Consider the following 13,780-nt stretch of genomic DNA (forward strand, 5'->3'; position numbering starts at 1 on the left):
TCAGACGCGCACTCCGTCGAGGCCGCGCGCCATGCGGCGTTCCAGCGAGCGCACGCCCCCACGAGATGAGCAGCGCCAGGATGAAATAGATGATCAGGATGGTGGTGAACGGCACCATGGTGTTGCCGGTCTGGGCGCGCACCACCTGCGCCTGGAATGTCAGGTCGGCGAGCGAGATCAGCGAGACGACGGCGGTGGCCTTGAGCAGCTCAATGGCGTTGTTCCCGAAAGTCGGCAGCATCACCAGAAACGCCTGTGGCAGGATGACGTGGCGCATGCCTTGCCAGCGGCCGAGATTGAGCGCGATACAGGCCTCGTGCTGCTCGCGGCCGATCGATTGTACGGCGCCGCGCACCACTTCGGCGGCATAGGCGCCGACATTCAAACCCAGCGCTAGCACGCCGGCCTGCAGCGGGGTCAGTTCGAGGCCGATCAATGGCAATACGAAATAGGCAAAGAACAGCTGCACGAAGATCGAGGTGCCGCGGAAGAATTCGATATAGATGGTGGCGAGTGCGCGCAACACGAAGAAGCGTGACAGCCGTCCCATGCCGGCGAGAAAGGCCATGATCAGGGCAAGCACCGACCCCATCAGCGTCAGCTCGATGGTGACAAGCGCTCCCTGTACTATCAGGCCGAAATAGCCGGACCACTGGGTCATGAAATTCGAGGTTCCAACGTTTGGTTTTGGCCTCCTTTTCCCCGGTCACGGGGAGAAGATGCCGGCAGGCAGATGAGGGGCGGCGCGAACTTACGAAAGTATGCGCCGCCCCTCATCCGCCACTTCGTGACACCTTCTCCCCGTGAACGGGGAGAAGGGAAAAGGCGAGCTACTTCGCCGAGCAGAGCTTTTCGCGCGTTGTCGACATCGCTGCCGCCGCCGAGAAGCCGTAGGGCTCGATGATCTTGGCGAACTCGCCCGACTTCTTCATCTTGGCCAGTTCGACGTCATAAGCGTCGCGCAGTGCCTCATCGCCCTTCTTGAAGGCGGCGCCGTCGCAATAGACCGGCGCACCCTGCACCGGCGCGATGACTTCGAGGTTCGGGTCGGCAGCCTTCTTCATCAGATCGTTGATCGACAGAACGGGCAGCGAATAGGCATCGATGCGGCCGTCCTGCAGCATCTTCACGCCACTCTGTCCATCCGGCACGACAATGACGCGCTCACGCGGCACGCCTGCGTTGAGCGCCAGTTTCTCCTCGGTCCCACCGCCGGGCGCACCAATTGTGGCGGTCGTGTCCTTGGCGACATCCTCATAGCTCTTGAAGCCCTTGGGATTGCCCTTCTTCACCAGCATCGCCTCAGCGTCGCACAGCACCGGTTCCGAATAGGCGACCGCAGCGCAGCGCTCCGGCTTCATGAACAGGCCGGCGGTGACGACGTCGAAGCGGCCCGCCTGCAGTCCGGGGATCATGGCGCCATATTCGGAAATCGAGGCGACGATGTCGGCGACACCGAGGCGCTTGAAGATCTCGCGCGCCACATCGGGTGCGGCACCCGAAACCTTGCCGTCGGCGGCGACCGCCGTGTAAGGCGGCTCGTTGGCGATGGCGACGCGGGCGAAACCCTGCGCCTTTAGCTGTTCCAGCTTTTTGTCGGCAGCCGAACCCACGCTTGAGGCGGCGAGCACCGCCGTCAATGCAAGGCCGGCGACGCCGGCCAGAATGCCAAGTTTCTTCATTGTTCCCAACTCCTTGTTTCTCTTCTTGGTTTGCTTTGGGCGGTTCGCGCGCCCCGCATGGCGGTCAGACGCGATGTCCGGCCGCGATGATCTTCTTCAGGAAGCCTTGCGTGCGCTCCTGCCTGGGATTGCGGAAAATCTCGTCGGGCTTGCCTTCCTCAACGATCTTGCCACGATCGAAGAACAGCACCCGGTCGGCGAAGTCATGGGCAAAACCCATCTCGTGGGTCACCAGCAGCATGGTCATATCGGTCTCGGCGCAGAGCCGCCACAACACGTTGAGCACCTCCTCGACCAGTTCAGGGTCGAGCGCCGATGTCACCTCGTCGAACAGCATGATCTTCGGCTGTAGGGCGAGCGCCCTGGCGATCGCCACACGCTGCTTCTGGCCGCCGGACAGCTGCGCCGGCATCGCCTTGGCCTTGTCGGCCATGCCGACCATGTCGAGCAGTTCCATCGCCCGCTTTTCGGCTGTGGCGCGCGGCGTGCCCTTGGTCAGCATCGGCGCCAGCGTGACGTTGTCGATCACGCACTTGTGCGGAAACAGGTTGAACAGCTGGAAGACCATGCCGATCTTCTGGCGCATTCGGGCGAGATGCCGCTCATCCGCCGGTATAAGCTGCCCGTTGCGCTCCATGTGGTAGAGTTGCTCGCCATCGACCTGGATGTGGCCGGCATCGATGCGCTCAAGCGTCATCAGGATGCGCAGGATCGTCGTCTTGCCCGAGCCGGACGGACCGATCAGCGCCAGCTTCTCGCGCGGCATGACCTGCATCGACAGGCCATCCAGCACCTTGAAGCTGCCGAAGCTCTTCGAGATGCCGTCGATCTTGATGATGGGCGCGGATGCGGACAAATGAATTTCCCCGTGCTGGAGAAGCCAGTGCCCTTAACGATGCGGAACGCGCCAAATCATGTCAATTGGGAAAATAATATCATGACAATTATTCTGATTGCGCACATTTTCGAAGCACTGTCGGCCTAAATTGCCAGCAGCAGATGCTCCGGATCGCCAAGCAGCAACTTGGTGACAACGCCGAGGCCGGCACGCAGTTCCCCCTCGGTGGTCGACCCCAGTGAGATGCGCACCGCCGGATGCCATGGCGCGTCCGAGATGCGGAAGGAGGTTCCCGGCGCGATCGCCACGCCCTGTAGCCGGGCCTGGGCGACAAAGCTCTCCTCGGCGCGGTCGGCGGGCAGTTGCAACCAGATATGCAGCCCGTCGCGTCGCGCGCGGTAGTCGACCCCTGCCAGAACCTCGGCTGCGATGTCCTGGCGCCGCCGCAATGCGGTGCGCTGCCAGCGGACAAGCTCCATCGCCGTGCCGTCGGTAACCCATTTGGTGGCGATCTCCGCCACCAGCGGCGTCGCCATCCAGTTGGAAACCAGATGCCGGTTGGCGACGGCGGCGACATAGCGATCCGGGGCGGCGAGATAGCCGATGCGCAGGCCGGGCACGGTGATCTTGGTAAATGACGTGACGTAGAGCGTGCGCTCCGGCGCGTAGGCGGCGACCGGCGGCGGCCGGTCCTCAACCAGGGGGCCGAGCACATCATTCTCGATGATGGCGATATCGTGCTTGCGCGCGACCGCGGCGATCTGCTCGCGCCGTGCCGCATCCATCAGCGTCGCCGTCGGGTTGATCACCGAGGGCTGTACGAACACCGCGCGAATGTCCGAGAGACGGCAGGCCTCGTCCAGCGCCTCGGGGATCAGACCATTGTCGTCGATCGGCAGGCCTTCGAGGTTGAAGCCGAGATAGCGCGCCAGGGGCACCAGTGTGTGGTGGCCGATCGCCTCGGTGGCGACGGTAGAGCCCGGCGGCGCCACGCTCATCAGTGCCACGGTCATGCCGGCGGTGGCGCCATTGGTCAGGCTGATGTTTTGCGCGGTGGTTTCGAGCCCGCACAGCTTCAGCCACTCCACTGCCACGGCGCGGTGGCGTGGAAATACCATGTTGGGGCGGAACGAAAGTGCTGAACTCGACGGCAGGTTTTCGGCCAGCCACCCCAGCGCCTGCTTCAGTCGCTCCAGATGCATCGGTTCGCAGACCGGTTTCAGGATCGAGAGGTCGATGACCTCGCCGAGGCGCTCCGGCAGATATGGCGGCTCCGGTTCACGGCGCTGCGTCTGGACGAAGCTGCCGCGACCGATCTCGCCCGAAATCAGGCCGCGGCGGATCAGCTCCTCATAGGCGCGGCTGACCGTCTGCACCGAAAGCCTGAGATCGTCGGCCAGCCGGCGATGGGTCGGCAGCCGCGCGCCATTGGCCAGGCGTCCGTCATGGATGGCGCGCGCGAACTGGTCGGCCAGCGACTGATAGGCCGGCCGCCGGATGAGCGCGGGATCGGGTTGCCACAATGTCATGACTTATTAGAGATCGAAATCAGTGCAATTGACAATCGAAATAATGCGCCGTCATGGTGACGTGGACGAAAAAGTGGACGCTGATGACCGCTGCGAAACTCGACCCGATCGACCTGAAAATCCTCGATGCCATCCAGCGCGACGGACGCATCACCAAGCTGGCGCTGGCCGAACAGGTCGGGCTGTCGCCGACACCGTGCTGGATGCGGCTGCGCAAGCTGGAGAAGGCCGGCATCGTTTCGGGCTATCACGCCCGGATCGCCATGCGCGTCGTGGCACCGGTCGCCACCGTGCTGATGGAGGTGACGCTTGCCAACCACCGCCAGGCCGATTTCGACCGCTTCGAACGCGTTATCCGCGACATCCCCGAGATTGTCGCCTGCTGGTCGGTGGGCGGCGGCGTCGACTATGTGCTGAAGGTGATGGCGCGCGACATCGATGCCTATCAGCGGCTGGTCGACGGCTTGCTCGACCGCGAAATCGGCATCGACCGCTACTTCACCTACATCGTCATCAAAACCGTGAAGGACGAGGTCGCGCTGCCCATAGCCGACCTGTTGCCGGCATCGCCGTAGCCGGAGAGATCGTCTGCCCGACCGATGCAATAGAGAGACTTTCTCTATCAGCGCGCGTCCAAACAGCCTCTCTGTCTGCGTGCGATGGATAGTCTTCCCGCATCAGTCCACACCGGGAGGCTTCGACCATGTCCGCGCATTTCGCCCGCTCGCATCGCCACGAAGTGCTCGACCGCCTCGCCGACCGCAGGCTGCTGCGCGAACTCGCCTACGTCGATGGTCACTGGACGGCGAGCGAGGCAGCGGAAAGCTTCGAGGTCACCGATCCGGCCACCGGCACCACTGTCACCTTTGTCGCCGCGCTCGATGCGCGGCAAACGACAAAGGCAATCAATGCCGCCGCCCGCGCCTTTCCGGCCTGGCGGTCGCTCCTGCCGCAGGAGCGGGCAAGATTCCTCCGAAAATGGTTCGAGCTGATCATCGCCGCGAAAGACGACCTCGCTTTGCTGATGACGCTGGAACAAGGCAAGCCGCTGCAGGAGTCGCTCGGCGAGATCGACTACGCCGCCTCGTTCGTTGAGTGGTATGCGGAGGAAGCCAAGCGTCTGAACGCCGAGAGCGTCACCAGCCATCTGCCGAACGCGGAAATGATGGTGCGGCGTGAGCCGCTCGGCGTGGTCGGCGTCGTCACGCCGTGGAATTTCCCGTCGGCGATGCTGACCCGCAAGGCGGCGGCAGCACTTGCCGCCGGTTGCACCGTCGTCGCGCATCCCTCCTCGGAAACGCCGCTGTCGGCGCTGGCGCTGGCTGAACTTGGCGAACGCGCCGGCCTGCCCGCAGGCGTCTTCAACATCGTCACCGGCAAGGCCGCGACGATCGTAGGCCGGATGTGCGAAGACGCACGCGTCCGCGCCATGAGCTTCACCGGCTCGACCGAGATCGGCCGGCTGATCGCCGCCCAGAGTGCGCCGACGATGAAGCGGCTGGTGATGGAGCTTGGCGGCCACGCACCGTTGATCGTCTTTGCCGATGCCGATCTGGACAAGGCGGTGGGCATTGCCATCGATGCCAAATTCGCCACGTCAGGCCAGGACTGCCTCGCCGCCAACCGCATCTATGTCCAGCGCCCGATCTACGATCGCTTCTGCGCGGCTTTCGCCAGGCGCATCGAGGCGCTGCGAACCGGCAATGGCCTTGCCGATGAAACCGACATCGGGCCGCTGATGCATGAGCGCGCCGTCAGCAAGGTCGAGGAACAGGTCGCAGACGCCATCGCTCATGGCGCGCACTGCCTCACCGGCGGCAAGCGGCATGAGGCCGGGCCACTGTTCTACCAGCCAACGCTGCTGGCCGATGTCACTGACGAGGCGCTGATCATGCGCGAGGAGACCTTTGGTCCGGTCGCCGCCGTGACGCCGTTCGACAGCGAGGACGAGGTGATCGCCCGCGCCAACGCCACCGAATACGGGCTCGTCGCCTATGTCGTGACCGAGAACGGCGCCCGCCAGCAGCGCATGGGCCGCGCGCTCGACTACGGCATGGTTGCCATCAACCGTGTCAAGATAACCGGCGCGCCGATCCCCTTTGGGGGCATCAAGCAATCCGGTATCGGCCGCGAGGGGGCGCGCCACGGGCTCGAAGCCTTTACTGACCTCAAGTACCTCTGCCTGGATGTGGCCTAGACCCACCCGGATCTTTCAAGGAGTCAAAAGAATGCTCGACCAGTCCAACGAACTCGCTGCTTGGGATCGCGACCACTTCTTCCATCCCTCGACGCATATGGGCACGCACGCGCGGGGTGAATCGCCGACGCGCATCATGGCCGGCGGGGAAGGCGTCACCGTCTGGGACAACAATGGGCGTAAGAGCATCGATGCCTTTGCCGGCCTCTATTGCGTCAACGTCGGTTATGGCCGCCAGAAGATCGCCGATGCCATCGCCGCCCAGGCGAAGAATCTCGCCTACTACCACGCCTATGTCGGCCACGGCACCGAGGCCTCGATCACGCTGGCCAAGATGATCATCGACCGCGCGCCGCAAGGCATGTCGAGGGTCTATTTCGGCCTTTCGGGGTCCGACGCCAACGAGACCAACATCAAGCTGATCTGGTACTACAACAATGTGCTGGGACGGCCGGAGAAAAAGAAGATCATCTCGCGCTGGCGCGGCTATCATGGCTCGGGCGTGATGACGGGATCACTGACCGGGCTCGACCTGTTCCACAACGCCTTCGACCTGCCCCGCGCGCCGATCCTGCACACCGAGGCGCCCTATTACTTCCGCCGCGCCGACCGCTCGATGAGCGAGGAACAGTTTTCGCAACATTGCGCCGACAAGCTCGAGGAGATGATCCTGGCCGAAGGTCCCGAAACAGTTGCCGCCTTCATCGGAGAGCCGATTCTCGGCACCGGCGGGATCGTGCCGCCGCCGGCCGGCTACTGGGAGAAGATGCAAGGCGTGCTGAAGAAGTATGACGTGCTGCTGGTCGCCGACGAGGTGGTGACGGGCTTTGGCCGGCTGGGCACCATGTTCGGCTCCGACCACTACGGCATCAAGCCCGACCTGATCACCATCGCCAAGGGTCTGACCTCGGCCTATGCGCCACTGTCGGGCGTCATCGTTGCCGACAAGATGTGGCAGGTGCTGGTTGAGGGTTCCGACAAACTCGGCTCGCTCGGTCACGGCTGGACCTATTCGGCGCATCCGATCTGCGTTGCCGCGGGCGTCGCCAATCTCGAACTGATCGACGAGATGGACCTGGTGACGAACGCCCGCGAGACCGGCGCCTATTTCCGCGCGGAACTCACCAAGGCCGTCGGCGGTCACAGGAATGTCGGCGACGTGCGCGGCGACGGCATGCTGGCGGCGGTGGAGTTCGTCGCCGACAGGGACGACAGGGTGTTCTTCGACGCCTCGCAAAAGATCGGGCCGCAGGTGGCGACGGCACTTGCCGCAAGCGGCGTCATCGGCCGCGCCATGCCGCAGGGCGACATCCTCGGCTTCGCACCGCCGCTGTGCCTGACCCGCGAGGAAGCCGACATCGTCGTGTCGAAGACCGCGGATGCGGTGAAGAGCGTGTTCGCCAATCTCTGAAATCGACCCATGAATGCCATGACCAGAACCCTCCCGCCACCATGGCCGCCGTGCTGCTCACCGGGCACGGCGGACCGGAAAAGCTTGTCTACCGCACGATGTGAAGGTGCCGGCGCCAGCTGCCGGTGAAGTGCTGATCAAGGTCTCCGCTTGCGGCATGAACAACACCGATGTCTGGGTGCGCCAGGGCGCCTATGGCACCGAGGAGGATGCTGCCGCTGTATCGACCTGGCGGGCGCCAGGGCAACACGCTGAGCTTCCCGCGCATCCAGGGCACCGATACGGTCGGTATCATTGCTGCTGTCGGCGAAGGCGTCTCGCCCGATCGTATCGGCGAACGGGTGATGGTCGATTTCTCCATTTACAATCGCGACGACGATTCACTGGCCGACATCGACTATATGGGCCATGGCCGCGATGGTGGTAACGCCGAGTACCAGACCGTGCCGGCGCAGAATGCGCATGTCGTCGACACGACCTTGAGCGACGTCGAACTCGCCACCTTCTGCTGTGCCTAACCCATCCCGACATTCCAGATAGTCGCATCGGCAACGATCGATCGGGAACAGGCTGCAACGGAGCTCAAAAAGTCATGACGGCCAAGAAGCCAAGGACCTTATGCAAAAGCGTGGCAAGGACAGCCCCAAGGTCGAGAAGGAAGCCAGGAACGTCAAGGCGGAAGGATAGGACGCGCGGCATTGAAGGGCTCGCGAACTTAATGGCCGCGGGCGCAAGGGGATGCATCGACTATGTCACTCTCCAACCGGGGTCAGGTGGGATCGTATCGCGGTCACAGACACGTGACGATCCTCACCTCAAGCCAGCCAACTCAGTACATGATCCGTTGCTTCAACCATGCAAAGAATCCATTCCCGCCAATCGTTGCGCGGACCCGAGCGGCAGCCCAGCCTGCTTTCATGGTAGCGCCGGCATGGCAATCGCAGACGATGTTGTGCAGTTGCCAGTCGCTTAGCTCGAAGAAACGCTTTGCCTCACCATAGGTGTCATTCTTAAGGCCCGAGGCGCGCAGCACCGGGTCTTCGAAGGCAACTGCGATTGGTGATCCTTCGCCACGCACCGTGGCACGTTCGTCCAGGTGCAAATATTCGGTGCCTGTAAACGCGCCAAGGCGTCGCTCGGGCTGTTGTTCGAGAAGTTCAGCCCAACGCTCGATACGCTGGTTCCGTGTCATTGCCGCATATGCAGCCGAAGATTCAATCTTGGCGACCGCATGCAGTTGATCGAGTGTCTGATGTTTCATGGTCGGCTCCTGTCGAAATGGTGAAGCGCCCACCCCTTCAAGGGAATTATCGCGCGGTGATGCTTCGACAAGAGCGGAACCTGCAGGAAGAAATTTATCTTCGACACCGCCAATCGGGCCGGTCGGGACTAACGTCCAGTCGGCATTCATGGAGCGAGGCCAGTGGCACAGGCCAGTGATCCAGGATTAGGTTGTATCCATGCTCGTCCAGCGGCTGCAGCTACTTCCTGATAATATTCCCATCACGCAGGTCGAATGCATCGTCGGCGCGGGCCTGGCGGTAGAAATCATCCTGCAGTTCGCTCCATTCGCCGAGAAATGCACCACAACCCTGCATGGGCTGCGCCTACATCGGCGGAGGGAACTGCAAGGTTGGCATGGTTTTGGCTTACGCGAGCCGCCGTCCCGTGCGCTTGCGCAATGGGCGACCCGTCTACAGGGCGGACAGTAGCCTTCGCGGTATGCTGGAAGCTTGCGAGCGCTAGGCGGTTCGAGGCGCGCACTTCATGCGCCAAGGCGGGAATTATCGGCTTGAGTAAACCTCGAGGAACTGGCTGGCGAAACTCGCGCTTTGGCCGATCACTTTTGCATCGCGGCTGCGAACGTCTCTGTCGTCCGCGCAAAGCCCTCCAGATTGTATGGCAGCCAGGCTTTCGTTACCCCACTTTACAGAGCCGCACGATAGTTGGCGTAGGACTTGCCGTCGTTGATCTCGCCATCGTCGTTGACGGCGTAGTCTTCGCCGTCTTGCCGCGTTACCGCTTCCGGCTGCTCATCTTCGGCACGGACGAAGCTACGTTCGATGCGGGGCCGTTCCGTGTCGCTCTCAATTCCACTGACCTCTCTCGACGACAAAACCATCGTTGTGGGAAAAGCGTGTACACAAACAATGGGTCGGATCATCGCGCGCGGGCACGCGCGATGATCCGCTGCGCCCATCTCAGCTGCCTTTTTCGACCGATCGTTGGGACCAAAGGATCGACGCGGGCAATTTGGATCAGGGGCAGTATGAGGTTTCAGGCGGTCTCGTAGCAGAGATACACGTTCCCATTTTCGAAGCCGCGCACCAAAGTGCGCTTAAGTGTCGGCGTACCGCTGACGCCTTCAAACAACGTACGACCACTGCCGAGCATGACTGGCACGACGACGATCTTGTAGTCGTCGATCAGTTTGGCTTCCGTGAGCTGAGAGACGATGGTGCCACTTCCGATAATGACAAGATCATCCCCAGGCTTATTCTTGAGTTGCCGCACCTGCCCGACTAGGTCGTCCTTTATAAGGCGAGTGTTATTCCAGGTTGCTTCGTCGAGCGTACGTGAGAATACAATTTTTGAGAGATTGTTCATCCGCTCCGCAACGGCCGCGTTGTTCTGCGCTGCTAGAGGGGTTGGCCAGTATTGAATCATCAGATCATAGGTGACCCTACCGAAGATCATCGTGCCTCCACCCTGCGCATTGCTGCGGGTGAATTCCAGCCATTCCGGGTCAGCTTTGTGAGCCCAACTCATGTCACCTTGCCCGTCGGTGAAATACCCCTCCAGCGAAACATTGTTGAAGACGCTTAGTTTACGCATTGCACAGTTTCTCCTTGTTCATAGATGCTTGAGAAAGTTCGAAAGCCACTGGACGAGGCGCTCAGTGCTGGCCGCGATCGGCTTTATGAAGCCCATGCCGACCGCCACGTCGCGCGCAGCGATCGATTTGAAGCGAGTGATCATTTCCCATCGTGTCTGAGCGCCTAAATCTCTAAGTGTAACGGTTGTCACAGAGACCGGCGGCCCGCCCTGATGCACGCCGTGATCAGCATGCTGCCACACAAGCCGATGGGGCTCGTCGACCTCGACAAATACGAAGTTCATTTCGAGCTCTTTGCCGTCGGGAAAGCGCATTACGTGGTGCCAGAGCCCTGAAGGTCTTACGTCCATCTCACAGACGGGATTGGTGTAGCCGGGGCCGCCCCACCACTTGGCGACGTGCTCGGCCTCCGTCATCATCTTCCAGACGAGCGGCCGTGGAGCGTCGAAGGTGCGGCGCATTACGATCACCGCATCGCCAACGGGAATGTCCGTTACAATATTCATGTGCATCCCCTTGAAGGCTCAAACTTGGCCACCACGATCCTGTTGCTGAATGGCTTTCAAGTAGTCGGCGAGGCTGTCTAGGTTGCGGTCCCAGAAGCGCCGATAGTCGTCTAGCCACTCGCTCACCGCTTGCAGGGGCGCGCCTTCAAGATGACAAGGGCGCCACTGCGCTTGGCGCCCACGAGAGACAAGACCAGCAGCCTCCAATACCTTTAGGTGCTTCGAGACTGCCGCGAGGCTCATTTCATAGGGCTCGGCCAATTCCGTCACCGTTGCATCTCCCGTCGCCAAACGGGCCAGGAGGCCACGACGAGTCGGATCCGCCAAGGCGAAAAGAGTGGCGCTTAGGGCGTCGGCTGGCATCTGTATTCAACCAATTAGTTGATAACTGATTGGTTGAATACGGAGTTTTGTTCGACCTGTCAACTACCGGCATTGGTCGCCCAGATGCTCGACTCAGTCGACAATGCCATCGGCATGGCCGTTCTGCGCCCTGTCGATCGACAGATGCTTGGTTCGTGCACCGATGGTCCTGGTCACTGTCGGCGCACCAGCCCTCCGGTGAGCCAACTGGTACTCGGGTCTGCAGCCTTATCACATGTAGGGCGACGCCTGCGGACCATCAGCAATTCCTAATGTACAGGCAATCGGAATCCCAAAGCCGTGACTGGCTTGTCCAACAAGGTTTTTGTTCTATTTTTGTTCATCGATCTAAACGCTCCCCTTCGTGTCGCTATCCTAGTCCAGCGCGTACGGCACCGGCAAATAGGCCGTTAACCGTGCTCATCAGAAGCGCGTAGTCGGCTTGGTCGGGATCGGCGGATACACTTATGCTGCACATATGGTTTTAGTGGGAGGTTTGGTAATGGTGACTTGGCTTGGCACACTGTTGGTGTCCTCGGCACTTCGACGGCTGTCTGTCGTGGTTTTCCTGGCAATCATCATTGCGGTGAGCGAAGCATCCATAGCTGCTGCCTTGTCGAGGACGCCCCCGAAATACGACCACGTCGTTGTTGTCATCATGGAGAACCACTCGTTTGCTCAGATTTCTCATGCGGGGGCAGCCGCCTATTTGACAGAGCTATCAAAGGGTGGCGCCGTGTTCGACCAGTCGTATGCGGTCGCTCATCCCAGTCAGCCTAATTACTTCGCGCTCTTCAGCGGCTCGACGCAAAACATCCATGATGATGGCGAATACGTCATCATGGCACCGAACTTGGCCAGTCGCCTTCGTGCCCACGGCAAAACCTTTGCGGGATATGTCGAGGCCGGATCGCCGCGAAAGCACAATCCTTGGGAGTCCTTTTCAGACGCGAGGGAATTTGAGAAGCCATTGACTGACTTCCCCTCGACTACGCACAGCTACCGGCCGTTAGTTTCGTAGTCCCCAATCTCATAGACGACATGCATGACGGCACGATACAGCAGGGTGATACTTGGCTGAAAACTCACCTCGGTGGCTATGCCAAGTGGTCAAAGAAAAACAACAGCCTTTTGGTAGTGACATTCGACGAGGACGATTCTCATACCAACAATCGCATATTTACTGCATTTTATGGCTCTGGAATCGAGCCCGGACACTATTCCGAGCAAATCGACCACTATGGGGTCTTACGGACTATTGAATACATAGAGACAATATCTCCTCTGGGCGTCAGCGCCTTGAGGGGAGTGATCGGTAGCGGTTGGAGCCGACGTTAAGGACCTGGCAGAGGCGTTAACCTGTCTGCAGCGACCAACCGGCCGGCGTTGGCTACTTCTGATATTCGGTGATGGCGGCAGCGCATTGTTCTCGGGTGGAAGAAGGCGCAGGGCTGCACGACATGTCCCCCTGCGGCCCAGCGATCACCAGGTACCAGATTAACGCTGCGGTCCTATCGGATCGTGGACCAGGCCCACAGCTGGGCCTTACGGACTGTTCCAAGAGCCCCGCTTGACTCCCGGTCGGCGAGGCTTTGCGCTTTGGGCAAGCCAGCAGGGCGACCCGGGCGCTTGATGGTCGGATTAGCGGAAACGCGCCTATTTCCGCTTTGTCTTCGGCCCCGTCGCCTTCTTCGCGGCGGGCTTGGCCTTCGACGACGGACCGCCCTTCGGCTGATGCGAATGGGTCATGACCGTCTTGAGTTGGCCCTTGATCTTGGCGTGCAATTTGGCCTTGTCGACGCCCGCGGGGTAAATGCCCTTCTCGATACTGGTGGCCATCCGCTCCAGCAGGTCGGTATCGTGTTCGTCGCGGTAGGGTTTTAGGTCGAGGTCTGCCGGCACTTTGGTCAGCCGTTCATCGTCCATCGTCTTCACGTACTTCTGCATGAAGCGGTCATAATCACGCCAGGAGATGCCGGCCGCCCGCACCGCGGCTTCTTCCGCCCGAGTGGCGATTTGGTGGGCGTGCAGATAGTGCAGGTCCAATTGGTCGATCAACGTCTTCTCGACCTCCTCGTGCAACAACAGGAAACGGTCGGTGTTGATCGTGCGGCCCTTGTATTCCCATTCGCTGGGCATATGCCGGTCGATATAGATCGTCTTCCCATCTTTCGAATAGCCGGCGAGATAGGGGATGTCGTGCTTGCGGTCGAGGGTCTTGACCTTGCGCGCCACGGCATCGAGCGCCCGATCCATCATCAGGCTCGACACGTACCAGTTGGGCAAGCGTAGCTTCTTGTGCGGTGCGGTCGGATGGCAATAATCGAACGCCATGGATGTTCCCCTGCGAAGCGGTTGAATGATATTGCACGTCACTCCATGTCGGGCAATTCGCCGTCGGTAAACAGCACTGACATT

At 61.0% G+C, this 13,780-nt stretch carries 13 protein-coding genes and 3 pseudogenes; 6 read left to right on the top strand and 10 right to left on the bottom strand.

Annotated elements, in window-relative coordinates:
- From ehuC to ehuR, 4 genes and pseudogenes are all read right to left on the bottom strand, one after another.
- Positions 1–661, bottom strand: a pseudogene (ehuC, locus tag BPNPMPFG_RS11250) (ectoine/hydroxyectoine ABC transporter permease subunit EhuC).
- Positions 662–830: 169 nt separating this feature from the next.
- Complete coding sequence (ehuB, locus tag BPNPMPFG_RS11255) at positions 831–1,682, bottom strand: ectoine/hydroxyectoine ABC transporter substrate-binding protein EhuB (protein WP_258595411.1); 852 nt, start codon at positions 1,680–1,682, stop codon at positions 831–833.
- Between the two features lie 64 nt (positions 1,683–1,746).
- Positions 1,747–2,538, bottom strand: coding sequence for an ectoine/hydroxyectoine ABC transporter ATP-binding protein EhuA (ehuA, locus tag BPNPMPFG_RS11260; RefSeq protein WP_319945984.1), 792 nt, complete (start codon positions 2,536–2,538; stop codon positions 1,747–1,749).
- Positions 2,539–2,663: 125 nt separating this feature from the next.
- Entirely contained in the window at positions 2,664–4,049 is a 1,386-nt protein-coding gene (ehuR, locus tag BPNPMPFG_RS11265; protein WP_258595412.1) for a MocR-like ectoine utilization transcription factor EhuR, read from the bottom strand.
- Positions 4,050–4,132: 83 nt separating this feature from the next.
- Here ehuR and BPNPMPFG_RS11270 point away from each other — a divergent pair, with 83 nt between their 5' ends.
- The 4 genes and pseudogenes from BPNPMPFG_RS11270 to BPNPMPFG_RS11285 all read left to right on the top strand — a co-directional run.
- On the top strand, positions 4,133–4,624 hold the full coding sequence (locus BPNPMPFG_RS11270; RefSeq protein ID WP_258595413.1) for an Lrp/AsnC family transcriptional regulator: 492 nt from the start codon (positions 4,133–4,135) through the stop codon (positions 4,622–4,624).
- Positions 4,625–4,752: 128 nt separating this feature from the next.
- Positions 4,753–6,246 carry an NAD-dependent succinate-semialdehyde dehydrogenase gene (locus BPNPMPFG_RS11275; RefSeq protein ID WP_258595414.1) on the top strand — a complete coding sequence of 498 codons (1,494 nt, stop codon included), beginning with the start codon at positions 4,753–4,755 and terminating at the stop codon, positions 6,244–6,246.
- 31 nt (positions 6,247–6,277) lie between these two features.
- Entirely contained in the window at positions 6,278–7,657 is a 1,380-nt protein-coding gene (locus BPNPMPFG_RS11280; protein WP_258595415.1) for an aspartate aminotransferase family protein, read from the top strand.
- Positions 7,658–7,666: 9 nt separating this feature from the next.
- Positions 7,667–8,172 (top strand): annotated as a pseudogene (locus BPNPMPFG_RS11285) (alcohol dehydrogenase catalytic domain-containing protein); the annotation flags it as partial.
- A 314-nt stretch (positions 8,173–8,486) separates the two neighbouring features.
- On the opposite strand, the gene BPNPMPFG_RS11290 reads toward BPNPMPFG_RS11285, so the two are convergent.
- Positions 8,487–8,918 (bottom strand): hypothetical protein, encoded by a 432-nt coding sequence (locus BPNPMPFG_RS11290; protein WP_258596720.1) that lies wholly within the window; start codon positions 8,916–8,918, stop codon positions 8,487–8,489.
- Positions 8,919–9,117: 199 nt separating this feature from the next.
- On the opposite strand from BPNPMPFG_RS11290, the gene BPNPMPFG_RS11295 reads away from it, so the two are divergent.
- Complete coding sequence (locus BPNPMPFG_RS11295) at positions 9,118–9,369, top strand: hypothetical protein (protein WP_258595416.1); 252 nt, start codon at positions 9,118–9,120, stop codon at positions 9,367–9,369.
- Positions 9,370–9,584: 215 nt separating this feature from the next.
- Here the strand turns inward: BPNPMPFG_RS11295 and BPNPMPFG_RS11300 are convergent, their stop codons facing one another.
- The 4 genes from BPNPMPFG_RS11300 to BPNPMPFG_RS11315 all read right to left on the bottom strand — a co-directional run bounded on the left by BPNPMPFG_RS11300 (position 9,585) and on the right by BPNPMPFG_RS11315 (position 11,362).
- Entirely contained in the window at positions 9,585–9,857 is a 273-nt protein-coding gene (locus tag BPNPMPFG_RS11300) for a hypothetical protein (protein ID WP_258595417.1), read from the bottom strand.
- A gap of 77 nt (positions 9,858–9,934) precedes the next feature.
- Positions 9,935–10,492 carry a dihydrofolate reductase family protein gene (locus tag BPNPMPFG_RS11305; protein WP_258595418.1) on the bottom strand — a complete coding sequence of 186 codons (558 nt, stop codon included), beginning with the start codon at positions 10,490–10,492 and terminating at the stop codon, positions 9,935–9,937.
- 18 nt (positions 10,493–10,510) lie between these two features.
- Positions 10,511–10,999 carry an SRPBCC domain-containing protein gene (locus tag BPNPMPFG_RS11310; protein ID WP_258595419.1) on the bottom strand — a complete coding sequence of 163 codons (489 nt, stop codon included), beginning with the start codon at positions 10,997–10,999 and terminating at the stop codon, positions 10,511–10,513.
- Positions 11,000–11,017: 18 nt separating this feature from the next.
- Entirely contained in the window at positions 11,018–11,362 is a 345-nt protein-coding gene (locus BPNPMPFG_RS11315; RefSeq protein WP_258595420.1) for an ArsR/SmtB family transcription factor, read from the bottom strand.
- A gap of 658 nt (positions 11,363–12,020) precedes the next feature.
- Here BPNPMPFG_RS11315 and BPNPMPFG_RS11320 point away from each other — a divergent pair.
- Positions 12,021–12,700, top strand: a pseudogene (locus tag BPNPMPFG_RS11320) (alkaline phosphatase family protein).
- Positions 12,701–13,018: 318 nt separating this feature from the next.
- Here the strand turns inward: BPNPMPFG_RS11320 and BPNPMPFG_RS11325 are convergent.
- Positions 13,019–13,696, bottom strand: coding sequence for a hypothetical protein (locus tag BPNPMPFG_RS11325; protein WP_258595422.1), 678 nt, complete (start codon positions 13,694–13,696; stop codon positions 13,019–13,021).
- Between the last annotated feature and the right edge of the window lie 84 nt (positions 13,697–13,780).

Origin of the sequence: Mesorhizobium sp. AR07, from assembly GCF_024746815.1 — a bacterium.
GTDB lineage: Bacteria > Pseudomonadota > Alphaproteobacteria > Rhizobiales > Rhizobiaceae > Mesorhizobium.